15 protein-coding genes are annotated in these 14,711 nt (G+C 60.5%); all 15 read left to right on the top strand.

All coding sequences use genetic code 11. The features are described from left to right. Nucleotides 1-4: 4 nt before the first annotated feature. The 15 genes from EAY64_RS09550 to EAY64_RS09480 all read left to right on the top strand — a co-directional run bounded on the left by EAY64_RS09550 (nt 5) and on the right by EAY64_RS09480 (nt 14,593). On the top strand, nt 5-811 hold the full coding sequence (locus EAY64_RS09550; RefSeq protein ID WP_103524541.1) for a phosphatidate cytidylyltransferase: 807 nt from the start codon (nt 5-7) through the stop codon (nt 809-811). A 9-nt stretch (nt 812-820) separates the two neighbouring features. Further along, complete coding sequence (gene ispC / locus EAY64_RS09545; protein ID WP_103524540.1) at nt 821-2,002, top strand: 1-deoxy-D-xylulose-5-phosphate reductoisomerase; 1,182 nt, start codon at nt 821-823, stop codon at nt 2,000-2,002. After that, a complete protein-coding gene (gene rseP, locus EAY64_RS09540; protein ID WP_103524539.1) occupies nt 1,996-3,342 on the top strand; it encodes an RIP metalloprotease RseP in 1,347 nt (448 codons plus the stop codon). The genes ispC and rseP overlap by 7 nt, the downstream gene beginning before the upstream one ends. Before the next feature lie 9 nt (nt 3,343-3,351). Next, nucleotides 3,352-5,640, top strand: coding sequence for an outer membrane protein assembly factor BamA (gene bamA / locus EAY64_RS09535; RefSeq protein ID WP_103524538.1), 2,289 nt, complete (start codon nt 3,352-3,354; stop codon nt 5,638-5,640). Nucleotides 5,641-5,658: 18 nt separating this feature from the next. Next, nucleotides 5,659-6,147 carry an OmpH/Skp family outer membrane protein gene (locus EAY64_RS09530; RefSeq protein WP_103524537.1) on the top strand — a complete coding sequence of 163 codons (489 nt, stop codon included), beginning with the start codon at nt 5,659-5,661 and terminating at the stop codon, nt 6,145-6,147. A 52-nt stretch (nt 6,148-6,199) separates the two neighbouring features. After that, complete coding sequence (gene lpxD / locus EAY64_RS09525) at nt 6,200-7,249, top strand: UDP-3-O-(3-hydroxymyristoyl)glucosamine N-acyltransferase (protein ID WP_103524536.1); 1,050 nt, start codon at nt 6,200-6,202, stop codon at nt 7,247-7,249. Then, nucleotides 7,242-7,694 carry a 3-hydroxyacyl-ACP dehydratase FabZ gene (gene fabZ, locus EAY64_RS09520; protein WP_103524535.1) on the top strand — a complete coding sequence of 151 codons (453 nt, stop codon included), beginning with the start codon at nt 7,242-7,244 and terminating at the stop codon, nt 7,692-7,694. The genes lpxD and fabZ overlap by 8 nt, the downstream gene beginning before the upstream one ends. 2 nt (nt 7,695-7,696) lie before the next feature. Beyond that, nucleotides 7,697-8,473, top strand: a complete 777-nt coding sequence (gene lpxA / locus EAY64_RS09515; RefSeq protein WP_103524534.1) for an acyl-ACP--UDP-N-acetylglucosamine O-acyltransferase — start codon at nt 7,697-7,699, stop codon at nt 8,471-8,473. Nucleotides 8,474-8,475: 2 nt separating this feature from the next. Continuing rightward, nucleotides 8,476-9,654: a lipid-A-disaccharide synthase gene (gene lpxB, locus EAY64_RS09510; protein ID WP_103524533.1), complete on the top strand. Its 1,179-nt coding sequence runs from the start codon at nt 8,476-8,478 to the stop codon at nt 9,652-9,654. Then, nucleotides 9,639-10,259, top strand: a complete 621-nt coding sequence (gene rnhB, locus EAY64_RS09505) for a ribonuclease HII (RefSeq protein WP_181836403.1) — start codon at nt 9,639-9,641, stop codon at nt 10,257-10,259. The genes lpxB and rnhB overlap by 16 nt, the downstream gene beginning before the upstream one ends. Before the next feature lie 11 nt (nt 10,260-10,270). Then, nucleotides 10,271-10,771 (top strand): DNA-deoxyinosine glycosylase, encoded by a 501-nt coding sequence (locus tag EAY64_RS09500; RefSeq protein ID WP_103524532.1) that lies wholly within the window; start codon nt 10,271-10,273, stop codon nt 10,769-10,771. Between the two features lie 470 nt (nt 10,772-11,241). After that, on the top strand, nt 11,242-11,931 hold the full coding sequence (locus tag EAY64_RS09495; RefSeq protein WP_103524531.1) for an ABC transporter permease: 690 nt from the start codon (nt 11,242-11,244) through the stop codon (nt 11,929-11,931). Then, nucleotides 11,928-12,641 (top strand): ABC transporter permease, encoded by a 714-nt coding sequence (locus tag EAY64_RS09490; protein WP_103524530.1) that lies wholly within the window; start codon nt 11,928-11,930, stop codon nt 12,639-12,641. Before EAY64_RS09495 ends, EAY64_RS09490 begins: the two co-directional genes overlap by 4 nt. A gap of 21 nt (nt 12,642-12,662) precedes the next feature. Then, nucleotides 12,663-13,430 (top strand): ABC transporter ATP-binding protein, encoded by a 768-nt coding sequence (locus EAY64_RS09485; RefSeq protein WP_103524529.1) that lies wholly within the window; start codon nt 12,663-12,665, stop codon nt 13,428-13,430. A gap of 38 nt (nt 13,431-13,468) precedes the next feature. Then, nucleotides 13,469-14,593: a succinylglutamate desuccinylase/aspartoacylase family protein gene (locus EAY64_RS09480; protein WP_103524528.1), complete on the top strand. Its 1,125-nt coding sequence runs from the start codon at nt 13,469-13,471 to the stop codon at nt 14,591-14,593. Nucleotides 14,594-14,711: the final 118 nt, after the last annotated feature.

Here is a 14,711-nt window from a genome sequence, read left to right as displayed (position 1 = left end):
CTCCATGCTCAAGACACGCATTCTGACTGCCCTGGTATTGCTGCCGCTGATGCTGGCAGCATTGTTCCTGTTTCCGGCTAATGCCTGGGCCGGCTTTTCCTGGCTGATCATCCTGCTGGCGCTGTGGGAATTCTCGCGCATGGCCGGTCTGCACGGTGCGCTGCAATGGGCCTACCTGGCGCTGAGCAGCGCATTCGCTGGCCTGTCCTGGCAGCAGGGCTGGCATATGCCGCTGGCTGGTCATGGCCTGGCGCTGGCGTTCTGGCTGCTGATCATGCCCCTGTGGCTGGTGCGGCGCTGGAAGTTGGCGTCCCTGCCGCTGGCCATGCTGCTGGGCTGGTTGCTGATGCTGCCGGCCTGGTATGGTTTTCTCGAGTGGCGGCCGCAGGCCGACAGCGCCCATGCCCTGACCTTGCTGGCCGTGATGGGCCTGGTGTGGGTGGCGGATGTGGCGGCTTATTTCTCTGGCAAGGCCTTTGGCAAGCGCAAGCTGGCACCGTCCATCAGTCCCGGCAAGAGCTGGGAAGGGGTGTATGGCGCACTGGTCGGCGTGGCGGTGTATGTGGTCATCGTCAGCAAGCTGGGCTGGATATCCGTAGGGCTGCCGTTGTGGGGGCTGGTGCTGCTGGCCTTGCCGCTGACTGCGGTCAGTGTCTGCGGTGATCTGCTGGAATCCTGGTTCAAGCGCGTCTCGGGCATGAAAGACAGCAGCAAGCTGCTGCCTGGCCATGGCGGCGTTTACGACCGAATCGATAGTCTCATTGCCGTTCTGGCAGTCAGCAATGCGCTGCGCGTGCTGGGCGGGCTGTAAGCTCATCTCATGAAACCTCAAGGCATTGCAGTTCTTGGGGCAACCGGCAGCATCGGCGTCAATACGCTGGATGTGGTTGCCCGTCATCCTGATCGTTACCGGGTAGTGGCCCTCAGTGGCCACCGCCAGGTGGATCGCCTGTTCGAACAGGCTTGTCGTTTTCTTCCCCTTTATGTCGTGGTGGCCGATGCCGCCGCAGCCAATGCCTTGCAAGGCCGGCTGCGCGAGCAGGGGCTGGCTACCGAGGTGCTGCATGGTGCGGCTGCGCTGGAGCGGGTGGCCGCCTTGCCGGAAGTGGATGTGGTAATGGCCGCCATTGTCGGGGCGGCCGGCCTGCCGTCCGCGATGGCGGCTGCGCGTGCCGGCAAGAAAATCCTGCTGGCCAACAAGGAAGCATTGGTGGTGGCGGGCCGGTTGTTCATGGAGGCAGTGCGCGAGCATGGTGCCACCCTGCTGCCGGTAGATAGCGAGCACAACGCCATTTTCCAGTCCTTGCCGCATGACTATGCCGGCAATCTGGATGCCTCGGGCATCCGCAAGATTATCCTGACCGCTTCGGGTGGGCCGTTTCGCCAGCACAGTGCCGAGGCATTGCTGAAGGTCACGCCGGAAGATGCCTGCCGCCATCCCAATTGGGTGATGGGGCGCAAGATTTCGGTGGATTCGGCCAGCCTGATGAACAAGGGACTGGAAGTGATCGAGGCGCACTGGCTGTTTGCTGCGCCGCCGGAGCGTATCGATGTGGTGGTCCATCCGCAAAGTGTCATCCATTCCATGGTGCAATACCGCGATGGCTCGGTGCTGGCGCAGCTGGGTTCGCCTGATATGCGCACGCCGATTGCCTGTGCACTGGCCTGGCCGGAGCGTATCGAGGCGGGCGTGGCATCGCTGGATTTTTTCACCATGGGCTCGCTTACCTTCGAGCAGCCTGATTTGCAGCGCTTTCCCTGTCTGGGCCTGGCATTCGCTTCGCTGCAAAGTGGTGGCGATGCGCCGGCGGTGCTGAATGCGGCCAATGAAGTGGCAGTGGCGGCTTTCCTGGAAGGTCGCCTGCGTTTTGTCGATATCGCCAAGGTGGTGGATGCCACGCTGGCGGGTGTCAGCCTGTCAGCCAGCAGTACGCTGGCGGCGCTGCTGGACAAGGATGGCGAGGCGCGACGCTTTGCCGCAAACAAGGTGGGCTCATGCTGACATTCATTGCATTCCTGGTGGCCATTGGCGTATTGGTCACCTTCCACGAACTGGGCCACTTCTGGGTGGCGCGGCTGTGCGGTGTCAAGGTGCTGCGCTTTTCCGTGGGTTTCGGCAAGCCGCTCTTTACTGTTCAGCGTGGCGATACCGAGTGGGCCATCAGTCCCATTCCGCTGGGCGGCTATGTGCGCATGCTGGACGAGCGCGAAATGGAAGTGCCGGCCGAAGAGCGGCATCTGGCCTTCAACAACCAGCACGTGCTCAAGCGCATGGCCATTGTGGTGGCTGGGCCGCTGGCTAATCTGCTGCTGGCGGTCTTGTTTTACTGGGCAGTGATTGCCGGCGGCATGATGCAATTGTCACCGCAGGTGGGGACGGTGCTGACGCCCAGTCTGGCGGCGACTGCCGGTTTTCAGGCGGGTGACCGGGTATTGTCGGTCAATGGTCAGCCGGTGGCTGACTGGCAGCAGCTGCGGCTGGCGCTGGTGGATGCCGCGGGCAGCGGTGATGTGCCGATTCGCGTGCAGGTGAAAACGCCGCAGGCTACCACCCAGCTGCGCAGTATCGACCCGGCGCAGGCGGATGAAGATGCACTCAAGGCGCTGGAGCAGGGTAACCCCGGCCTGATGCCGATGCGTTACCTGCCGGCCATCGGTGGTGTGGAAGAGGGTGGCGTGGCGGCCAAGGCCGGCCTCAAGGCAGGCGACAAGCTGTTGTCGGCAGATGGCAAGCCGCTGGCCAGCTGGGATGCCTGGGTCAAGCTGATCCACGAAAGCCCTGGCAAGGAATTACTGATTCGCATCGAGCGCGACGGCAAACCGCAGGATGTCAAACTGCGCCCGGCCACCGTGGCTGATGGCGATGTGATGATAGGTCGTATCGGTGCCGCGCCGCTGCTGGACAGCGCCTGGATGAAACAGTTGAGTTTCATGCACAAGCCTAGCGTGGCCGAAGCTGCCGTCGAGGCCTTGCACAAGACCGGCAACACCGCCTGGATGAGCCTGAAATTCCTCGGGCGCATGGTGATCGGTCAGGCTTCTCTGGACAATTTGTCCGGTCCGCTGACCATTGCCAGCATCGCCGGTCAGACCGCACGCGAGGGCTGGAGCCCGTATCTTGAATTTCTGGCGCTGATCAGTGTCAGTATCGGCGTGTTGAATCTATTGCCGATACCTGTGCTGGATGGTGGGCACTTAATGTATTATGTCGCGGAGCTGGTCAAAGGCCGCCCGCTGAGCGAGCGTGCGCAACTGTTTGGACAGAAGATCGGATTCATCCTGCTGGCGTCGCTGATGCTATTTGCCGTGCTGAACGATATCAGCCGCCTTTTTGGGGGTTAAAACAAACCTATGAAATTGAAACTACTTGCGGCCGCTGTGCTGGGCATGACTACGGCAACAGCTGTTTGGGCTGCGGATCCGTTCGTAATCAAGGATATCCGGGTTGAAGGCCTGCAGCGTACCGAAGCCGGTACCGTCTTCAACTACCTCCCGGTCAAGGTGGGCGACACCTTTAGCGAAGAAAAAGCGCGTGAATCCATCAAGAGCTTGTTTGCCACCGGCTTTTTCGATGATGTACGAGTAGAGTCGCGCAATGGCGTGGTGATTGTGGCCGTGGCCGAGCGCCCGGTGATTACCCAGCTCAACATCAACGGCGCCAAGGAATTCAGCAAGGATCAGCTGAAAAAGGCACTGAAGGACAACGGCTTTGCCGAGTCGCGCATTTTCGACCAGGCCTTGCTGGACGGTGCGGTGCAGGAGCTGAAGCGTCAGTACTATAGCCGTGGCAAATATGCGGTGGAGATCACCCCGCAGGTCACCAAGCTGGAACGCAACCGCGTGGCGGTGACGCTGGACATTACCGAAGGCATTACTGCCCAGATCAAAGACATCCATATCGTCGGCACCAAGGCCTTTACCCAGGACCAGTTGCTGGACGAGATGACACTGACTTCCGGCGGCTGGCTGTCCTGGCTGACCAAGGATAACCAGTACTCCAAGCAGAAACTGACCGGCGACCTGGAAAAGCTCAAGGCCTTCTACCAGAATCAGGGCTACCTGGAATTCAATATTGAATCGACCCAGGTTTCCATGAGTGCCGACAAGGAACACATGTTCCTGACCATCAATGTCAGCGAAGGCGGCAAGTTCACTGTTTCCGATATCAAGCTGGCTGGCGATCTGAAAGTGCCCGAGGCCGATCTGCGCAAGCTGATCACCATCAAGAACGGCGAAGTGTTCAATAACGAGAAGGTGACTGAAAGCGTCAAGGCGCTGAGCGACCGCCTGGGCAATGACGGCTATGCCTTTGCCAATGTGAATGCGCTGCCGGAAATCAACCGTGACAAGAAACAGGTTGGTTTCACCTTCTTCGTTGATCCGGGCCGCAAGACCTATGTCCGTCGTGTCAACATCGTCGGTAACACCAAGACCCGCGATGAAGTGGTGCGACGCGAACTGCGTCAGCTGGAAGGCGCCACCTACAATGCGGCCAACGTCAAGCGCAGCAAGGAACGTATCGAGCTGCTGGGCTACTTTGAAGATGTCACCGTGGACACCCCGGCTGTGGCCGATGCGCCCGATCAGGTGGACATGAACATCAACCTGAAAGAGCGTGCCACCGGCAGCATCTCCGCCGGCGTGGGCTTTGTGCAGGGTGAGGGCATCCAGCTGTCTGCCAGCATTTCGCAGAGCAATATCTTTGGCTCCGGCAAGTACATGTCTTTCGGTATTTCCAATGGCAAGGTGAACAAGAACATCTCGCTGTCGTTTACCGATCCGTACTTCACCCCGGATGGCGTCAGCCTGGGCTACGACCTGTACCACCGCGTGTACAATCCGGATGCCACCTCGACTTCGGCCTACAAGACCTCCACCGATGGTGCAGCGGTACGTTTTGGCGTGCCGGTGACCGAGTTTGACCGCATCAATTTCAGTATCGGTGTGGAACAGACCAAGATCACCACCTACGACACCAGCCCGCAGCGTTATATCGACTTCGTTGACAAGTATGGCGCGAAGAACAAGACCCTGCTGGGTTCGGTCAGCTGGGGTCGCGACACCCGCGACAGCTCGCTGTGGCCGACACGTGGTGCCTCGATCAAGGTGCAGGCTGATGCCGGCCTGCCGGGTGGCGATCTCGAGTACTACCGCCTGACCCATACCCAGCAGTGGTTCTTCCCGCTGTCCAAGACCTATACCCTGATGCTGAACGGTGAAGTGGGCTATGCCAATGGTTATGGCAAGACTTCCACCCTGCCGTTCTTCCAGAACTTCTATCTGGGCGGTATCGGTTCGGTACGCGGCTACGATACCAACAGCCTGGGTCCGAAAGATACCAATGGCGACTACATGGGCGGTACCCGCAAGGCCGTGGCCAATGCCGAAGTGTTGTTCCCCTTCCCGGGCATGAAGGACAACAAGTCGGTACGTGCCAGTGTGTTCTTCGATGCCGGCACCGTGTGGGATACCACCATTACTGGCAGCACGCCCAGCAGCGAACTGCGCTACTCCACCGGTTTTGCCGTGACCTGGTTGTCGCCGCTGGGACCGATGAAGTTCAGCTATGCCGACCCGCTGCGCAAGAAGGAAGGCGACAAGCAACAGCGCTTCCAGTTCCAGCTGGGTACTGTCTTCTAAACGGAAAGAGGCCTGAACATGAAATCTTCTTTCAAATGGTTGATTGCCGGGCTGGCCATGGTCAGCCTGCAGGCCACCGCGGCTGATTTCAAGCTGGGTTTTGTCAATATCGAGCGGGTATACCGCGAAGCTGCGCCGGCAATCGCCATCCAGAAAAAACTGGACAAGGAGTTTGCCGACCGCAGGGCCGAGCTGAAGAAAATGGAAAACCGTGCCAAAGAGCTGGAAGGCCTGTTGGCCAAGAGCACGCTTTCCATTGACGACCGCAAGCGCTACGAGCGCGAATATGCTGCGCTGGATCGCGACTATCGCGCCAAGGGGCGTGAATTGTCCGAAGACTTCAATCAGCGCCGCAATGAAGAGTTCGCCTCGGTGCAGGAGCGTGCCAATCGTGTGCTCAGGCAAATTGCCGATCGCGAACAGTACGACCTGATCCTGCAGGATGTTGTTTACGTCAATCCCAAGTTCGACCTGACCAGCAAAGTGCTGAAGGAACTTGAGAAGTAATCCTGCCTAACAGTTACGGGAGAAGCCGACCCGTGGTCGGCTTTCATTTTTGATGGCGTACACGCTTTCACATATCGTGGCCCGCCTTGGCGGCGTACTCGAGGGCGCCGACCGCATGGTCGAGCGTCTGGCACCGCTGGATGTGGCGGGGCCGGCCGATATCACTTTTCTGTCCAATCCCAAATACCGCAAGCAGCTGGATACCTGTGCGGCCGGCGCGGTGATCGTCTCGCCCAAGCTGGCGGCCGAGCTGGATCCGGCACGCTCCTGGATCGTGGTGGACGACCCTTATCTGTACTTTGCCCAGGTGGCCACGCTGTTTCATCCGCCGGCCCAGCCGCAGCCAGGCATTCATGCCACGGCGGTGGTGGGCGAGGGCAGTGCCATTGCTGCCAGCACCGAGGTGCGCGAGCATGTCAGCATCGGTCGCGCCGTGGTCATCGGCGAGCGCTGCATCCTGCACCCTGGTGTGGTGATCGGCGACGGCACTGTGCTGGGTGACGACGTGGTGCTCTATCCCAATGTCAGCGTCTATCACGGCTGCCTGCTGGGCAACCGGGTCGCCGTGCATTCCGGCAGCGTGATCGGGGCCGACGGCTTTGGCCTGGCCTGGGCCAAGGATCACTGGTTCAAGATTCCGCAAACCGGCCGCGTCATCATCGAGGATGATGTCGAAGTCGGAGCCAATACCACCATCGACCGCGGCGCGCTGGCGGATACCATCATCCGCCGTGGTGCCAAGATCGATAATTTGGTGCAGATTGCCCACAATGTGCAGATCGGCGAACACACGGCGATTGCCGGTTGCGTCGGCATTGCCGGCAGCACCAGGATCGGCGCGCACTGTACCGTAGGTGGGGCTGCCATGTTTGTCGGCCATATCGAAGTGGCGGACAAGACGCATATCGGCGGTGGCACTCTGGTGTCCAAATCCATCCGCCAGCCGGATACGTACGCCTCGTCCTATCCGCTGCAAACCATGAAGGAATGGCTGGGTAACGCCGTTCATGTAAGACATCTGGACGATCTCGCCAAGCGCATAAAACAACTCGAACGCGAGATCGGCAAACTGAAAGAACCTGAGGACAACGCCAATGACTGAGCACGCCGTGACGATTGATGTACGGGAAATCATGCAGTGCCTGCCGCACCGCTACCCCTTCCTGCTGGTCGACCGTGTCACCGAATTGGTGCCGAATACCCGTATCAAGGCACTGAAGAACGTCACCATCAACGAGCCCTTCTTCTGTGGCCATTTCGAGCAATACCCGGTGATGCCGGGTGTGCTGATCATCGAAGCACTGGCGCAGGCTGCCGGCATCCTGGCAATCAAGAGCCAGGGCGAACGCGCTGACAACGAGCTGTATTTCTTTGTCGGCATCGACAAGGCGCGCTTCAAGCGCCAGGTGGTGCCGGGCGACCAGATGATCTTCGAAGTGGAGCAGATCACCGTCAAGCGCGGCATCGGCAAGTACACCGCGCGCGCGCTGGTGGATGGCCAGGTGGCTTGTGAAGCCGAAATCATGTGTGCCAAGCGCGAGGTCTGATCATGGCCATTCACCCGACAGCCATTGTTGATCCCAAAGCCAGCATCGCCGCCGATGTGGAAATCGGTGCCTACTCCATCATCGGGCCGGATGTCAGCATAGACAGCGGCACCTGGGTGGGGCCGCATGTGGTGATCGAAGGCCATACCAGCATTGGCAAGAACAACCGCATTTTCCAGTTCAGCTCGCTGGGTGCCATTCCGCAGGACAAGAAATACGCCGGCGAACCTACCCGGCTGGAAATCGGCGACAACAACACCATCCGCGAATTCTGCACCTTCAATATCGGTACCGCGCAGGATGTTGGCGTCACCCGCCTGGGCAACAACAACTGGATCATGGCCTATGTGCATCTGGGTCATGACTGCCAGATCGGCAATAACACCATCTTTGCCAATAACGCCACGCTGGGTGGCCATGTGCATATTGGTGACTGGGTGATTCTGGGCGGCTTTACTAGCGTGCACCAGTTTGCCATTGTCGGCGATCACGCCATGACAGCCTTTGCCAGTGCAGTAGCGCAGGACGTGCCGCCCTATGTGATGGCGCATGGCAACCGCGCGGTACCGGCCGGCATTAATGCCGAAGGTCTGAAGCGTCGTGGCTTCACGCCGGAGCAGATCCGCCGCGTGCGCAATGCCTACAAGGCACTGTATCGCCAGGGCCTGCAATACGATGCGGCCAAGGAGGCCATCCTGGCCGAGGCGCAGCAAGGCCATGCCGAACTGGAGCCGTTTGTCCGCTTCTTTGCCCAGTCCGAGCGAGGCATTATCCGCTGACCATGTCTGACAGCCTGTTCAAACGCAAGGGCGCGCTCAAGGTAGCCATGGTGGTGGGCGAAGCCTCCGGCGATGTGCTGGGGGCGCACCTGATGGACGCCTTGCAGGCACGGCATGGCGATATCGAATTTGCCGGCATTGGCGGCCCACGCATGGAAGCGCGCGGTTTTCATTCCGTGGTGCCACAGGAAAAACTGGCGGTACGCGGCTATGCCGAGGTACTGCGCTGCCTGCCGGAGCTGTTGCGCATTCGTCGTGACTTGCGCGAGCGGCTCAAGGCCGCGAAGCCGGATGTGTTTATCGGTGTGGATGCACCCGACTTTAATCTGGCGCTGGAAGCAGCGCTGAAGAAAAGCGGCATTGCCACCGTGCACTATGTCAGCCCCTCGGTGTGGGCCTGGCGGCTGGAGCGTATCTACAAGATAGGCCGTGCCGTCAATCGCGTGCTGTGCCTGTTTCCGATGGAACCGGCGCTGTATGACAAGGCCGGGGTCAAGGCGGACTTTGTCGGCCACCCGCTGGCCAGTGAAATTCCCATGGTGCCGGACCAGCTGGCCATGCGCGAACAACTGGGTCTGCCACGGCAGGCGCCGGTATTCACCCTGATGCCGGGTAGCCGCAAGAGCGAGCTGGAATTCATGGCCCCGCTGTATATCGAAGCCGCCCGCATCCTGCTGCGCGATTATCCTGACGCGACTTTCCTGGTGCCGCTGGCAACCCGTGCCACCATGGACCTGTTCGACCGTCTGCTGACCCGCCACAAGGCCTGGGATTTGCCGCTGCGCAAGCTGTTCGGCCATGCGCAGATGGCGATGATTGCCAGTGATGTGGTGCTGGTGACCAGTGGCACCGCCACGCTGGAAGTGGCCTTGACCAAGCGGCCGATGGTGATCAGCTACAAGCTGTCCTGGCTCACCTATCAGTTGGTCAAGCGCAAGATCAAGCTGCCTTACGTGGGGCTGCCCAATATCCTGTGTGGCCGCTTCGTGGTGCCGGAGCTGTTGCAGAAGGAGGCCACGGCCGAGAAGCTGGCGGCCGAGGTCAAGCGTCTGTATGTCGATCAGGATGCGCGGGTGGAAATGGTGCAGGCCTTTACCGATCTGCACCAGTCGCTGCTGGCCGATACCGCCAGTCTGGCGGCCTCCGCCGTGCTGCAGGAGGCCGGATGCCGGACAGCCTGAGCCTGCTGCTGGCTAGCGGCGAGCTGATCGCCGGCGTGGATGAGGCCGGGCGCGGCCCGCTGGCCGGGGCGGTGTTTGCGGCTGCGGTCATTCTTGATCCGGCGCGGCCGATTGCCGGGCTGGCCGATTCCAAGGTATTGAGCGAGGCCAGGCGCGATGCCCTGGCTATCCTCATCAAGCGCGATGCGCTGGCCTGGTGTATCGCCAGTGCCAGCGTCGAGGAAATCGACCAGCTGAATATCCTGCACGCCACCATGCTGGCGATGAGCCGGGCGGTGGAGGGGCTGGCAACGCAGCCGGGGAGGGTGCTGATCGATGGCAATCGCGTCCCCAAGCAGCTGACCTTGCCGGCGGAAGCCATCGTCAAGGGCGATGCCAAGGTGCAGGCCATTTCCGCCGCTTCCATTCTGGCCAAGACCGCACGCGATGCCGAGTTGATCGCGCTGGATGCCCTGCACCCGCAATACGGCTTTGCCCGCCACAAGGGCTATCCCACTGCCGAGCACCTGGCGGCGCTGGAAGCGCATGGCGCGCTGGCCGCGCACCGCAAATCCTTTGGTCCGGTCAAGGCCTGGCTGGCTCGTCAGCAAGGTCAGCTGTTCTAGCGCTAGAAAGCATGAGCGATAACGCGAAATCGTGCTTCCCGCCAGTGGTGAATGCGCAAACCCGCTTGTTGATTCTTGGCTCCTTGCCCGGCGATGCTTCGCTGCAGGCGGCGCAATACTACGCCCATCCGCGCAACCAGTTCTGGCGCTTGCTGGGCGAGCTGCTGGGGTGTGAGCTGGTGGCGCTGGACTACCCGGCCCGGCTGGCCGCACTGCAACAACACGGCATCGGGCTGTGGGATGTGGTGGCGCAGGCGCAGCGCCAGGGTAGTCTGGATGCGGCCATCCGTGGCATCAGTCCGAATGATTTGCCGGCGCTGTGTGCCAGCCTGCCGGCTTTGCGTGCTGTCGCCTTCAATGGCAGCACCGCGGCTAGCATTGGCCGCAAGCAGCTGGCGGCCATGGCCACGCTGCCCGTATTGTTTGATCTGCCTTCTTCCAGTCCTGCTTATACCCTGTCTTATTCTGCCAAGCTGGCGCAGTGGCTGGCCTTGCGCGCCGCGCTGGCTTGAGCCGGCTTTGGTGTCTGTTGCAACACTTTTGCAGTAATTGCATATACAAATTAACAGCTGATTGTTAGCAGTCATCAAGCTTGTGTCACATCTTCAGTTGCTATTTTCTGGAATTATTTCCCATTTAAAACAATATATTGTGCGTGTGTATTGATTATATGCGTACGGCTGCAGGTCTTGCTGACTACTGTTTGACTGAGTAATTCATGCTGCGCATGCACATGAAAAAGTTATTGTATATACAATAAGGCTTGATTAGGATCGTGACAGATGTGCTGCCGCCACCGGCAGTCATCGCCGGGTGCCAGTGGCTGAGAATCGTCCAGCAAGGACGACCGACCGCTTGCATTGCCCTCTACCAGGAGAAATGTCATGAAACACCCATCCGTCCGCCTGCGCTGGCCGGCAGCGGCAGCTATTGCCGCGCGCCATTCCTACCGTTCACCTTGCCATCCTGTCGGGAGATAGCCATGTTCCTGTCCGGATTCGGCCCGCTCATCCTGGCGGGCACCTGGGTGACGCTGAAGCTGTCGCTGCTCTCGCTGTTACTGTCCATGCTCATCGGTCTGGCTGGTGCCAGTTCCAAACTCGCCAAAACCAGTCTGCTGCGCGGCTGGGCCACGGCCTACACCACCTTGATTCGCAGCGTGCCCGACCTGGTGCTGATGCTGCTGCTGTTCTACAGCCTGCAACTGGGGCTGAACCAGTGCACCGAGGCGCTGGGGATGGAGCAGATCGACATCGATCCCTTTCTGGCCGGGGTGGTGACGCTGGCCTTCATCTATGGTGCCTACTTTACCGAAACCTTCCGTGGCGCCTTCCTGTCGGTGCCGGCGGGGCAGATCGAAGCGGCCATCGCCTATGGCATGACACCATGGCAGAGCTTTCGCCGCGTGTTGTTTCCGCAGATGATGCGCTTTGCCCTGCCGGGTATTGCCAATAACTGGCAGGTGCTGATCAAGGCCACCGCGCTGGTGTCCATCATCGGGCTGGCCGACATCGTCAAGGCCACTCAGGATGCCGGCAAGGCCACCATGCAGATGTTCCTGTTTGCCGTGGTGGGCGCGCTGATGTATCTGCTGATCACCACCGTGTCCAATCTGCTGCTGATCTGGTTGGAAAACCATTACTCTGCCGGCGTGCGCAAGGCGGTGCTATGAGCGATATCATCCAGAATTACTGGCAGGCCTGGCTGTGGAACGACGGCTACCATGTCTCCGGTGTGGCCATGACCCTGTGGCTGCTGATTGCCTCGGTTGCCTGCGGCTTTTGCCTGTCCATCCCGCTGGCGGTGGCGCGGGTGTCGTCGCGGCGCTGGATTAGCGGGCCGGTGTGGTTCTACACCTATGTGTTTCGCGGCACGCCCTTGTATATCCAGCTGCTGATCTTTTACTCGGGGGTGTACAGCCTGCATGTGGTGCGCTCGGTCGACCTGCTGGAACACTTTTTCCGCGAGGGACTCAACTGCACCATCCTGGCCTTTGCCCTCAATACCTGTGCCTATACCACCGAGATCTTTGCCGGCGCCATCCGCGCCATTCCCTATGGCGAAATCGAAGCGGCGCGGGCGCTGGGCATGTCGCCCTGGGTCAAGTACACCCGCATCATCATTCCCGCCATGCTGCGCCGGGCGCTGCCTTACTACAGCAATGAAGTCATCCTGATGCTGCATGCTACTACCGTGGCCTTTACCGCCACCGTACCGGACATCCTCAAGGTGGCACGCGATGTCAATGCGGCAACTTACGCATCCTTCGAGGCATTCGGCATCGCTGCCGTGCTGTATGCCTGCATCGCCTTTGCCCTGGTCGGGCTGTTCCGCCTGTGTGAAAACCGCTGGCTGGCTTTTTTGCGCCCCATGGGCCATTGATACGGATTGCGAAGGATTACCATGTACAAATTGACTGTAAACGGCCTGCACAAGAAATACGGCCAGCATGAAGTGCTCAAGGGCGTCTCGCTCAAGGCCAAGGCCGGTGATGTGATCAGCATCATCGGTTCCTCCGGTTCGGGCAAGAGCACCTTTCTGCGCTGTATCAACTTCCTGGAGCAGCCTTGCGCCGGTGAAATCAGCCTGAATGGCGAGCTGCTGCAGACGGTGCTGGACAAGAAAGGTAGCCAGCGAGCGCGTGATCCGAAACAATTGCAGAAAATGCGCACCGAGCTGTCCATGGTGTTCCAGCATTTCAATCTGTGGTCACACATGACCGTGCTGGAAAACATCATGGAAGCGCCCATGCATGTGCTGGGCCTGAGCCGCGCCGAAGCGCTGCAGCGGGCCCGCAAATACCTGGCCAAGGTGGGGCTGACCGAGCAGCAGGAAAACAAATACCCAGCGCACCTGTCTGGTGGCCAGCAACAGCGGGTGGCCATTGCCCGGGCGCTGGCGATGGAGCCGGAGGTGATGCTGTTTGACGAACCCACCTCGGCGCTTGATCCCGAGCTGGTAGGCGAAGTATTGCGAGTGATGCAGGCGCTGGCCGAGGAGGGCCGGACCATGGTGGTGGTGACGCATGAGATGGGCTTTGCCCGCAATGTCTCCAACCATGTCATCTTTCTGCACCAGGGGCGCATCGAGGAAGAAGGCCACCCGGCCCAGGTACTCAGCCAGCCCAAAAGCGAACGCCTGCAGCAGTTTTTGTCCGGCAGCCTGAAGTAAGGCTGACCACCAATACCTATCATTGACAGGAGTCATTCATGCGTACGGAAATCCACCCGCTGCTGTCGCCCAGCCTGGGCACCCAGCGCAGCATTACCAGCTTTCATTTCGGATCTGCCGGAACGGGTAGCTGGCCGCGCAAGGTGTATATCCAGGCCAGCCTGCATGCGGGCGAGATTCCCGGCATGCTGGTGGCACACAAGCTGCGGCAGCAGTTTGCCGCGCTGGAACAGCAGGGCTTGTTGCAGGCCGAGATCGTGCTGGTGCCGGTAGCCAACCCCATCGGTCTGGCCCAGCAATTGCATTACCAGCCGCAGGGCCGTTTCGACCTGGAAAGCGGGGAAAACTTCAACCGCCTGTACAGCGAACCTTCGGCCCGCGTGCTGCCACAGCTGGCCGATAGCCTGACGCAGGATGCCCATGCCAACCGCGACATCATCCGCCAGGCGCTGCGTGCTGCCATCGCGGCGGAGCCGGTTCACACCGAGCTGCAAAGCCTGCGCCAGACCCTGCATCTGCTGGCTATCGATGCTGACCTGGTGCTGGACCTGCACTGCGACTTTGCCGGGCCGGTGCATATCTACGCGCATAGCGAACACTGGCCGCTGGTGGAGGCGCTGGCCGCCCACCTGCAATGCGGGGCGTCCTTGCTGGCTGATGCCTATGGCGTGATGCCCTTCGACGAGGCTATCTTCCTGCCCTGGGCCAAGATTCGCGCTGCCTTGCCGCAATTCCCCGTACCTTTCGATAGCGTGGCTGTCACAGTGGAGCTACGTGGCGAGGGCGATGTCAGCCATGCGCTGGCCGATCAGGACAGCCAGGCCATTCTGCATTACCTGACCGGCTGCGGCGTGATCCGTGGCGAGACAGTGCCGGCTCCGGCGCTGCCGCACCCGGCTACCCCGCTGGATGGCTCGGAAACCCTGATCGCACCCCATGCCGGGGTGATTGTCAGCCTGGCCGAGCTGGGCAGTGTGGTGCAGGCGGGCGATGCCATTGCCGATGTGATCGACCCCATCACTGGCTCCACCACCACCCTGCGCGCCGGCACGGCCGGGGTGTTCTATGTGTTTGCCCGTCATCCCTATGTCACCCGTGGCGGTACGGTGGCCAAGATTGCCGGTGCCAGCCCGCTGGGCAAGGGCAATCTGCTGGGGGCCTAGTACCTGGCCGTATGTGGTCCGCTGCTCCGGCACTAGCCTGCCGGGTGGCCAAGGGCAAGGTCAGCTCGGGCGGTTTGTGGTGTTTTCCATCCCTAGTCACGGTTGCAAGGGCTTTGCC

The sequence above is a fragment of the Aquitalea palustris genome (assembly GCF_003693445.1).
Classification (GTDB): Bacteria; Pseudomonadota; Gammaproteobacteria; order Burkholderiales; family Chromobacteriaceae; genus Aquitalea; species Aquitalea palustris.
Note: the sequence above shows the minus strand (reverse complement) of the source record. Positions and strands in the feature narration are given on the sequence as shown.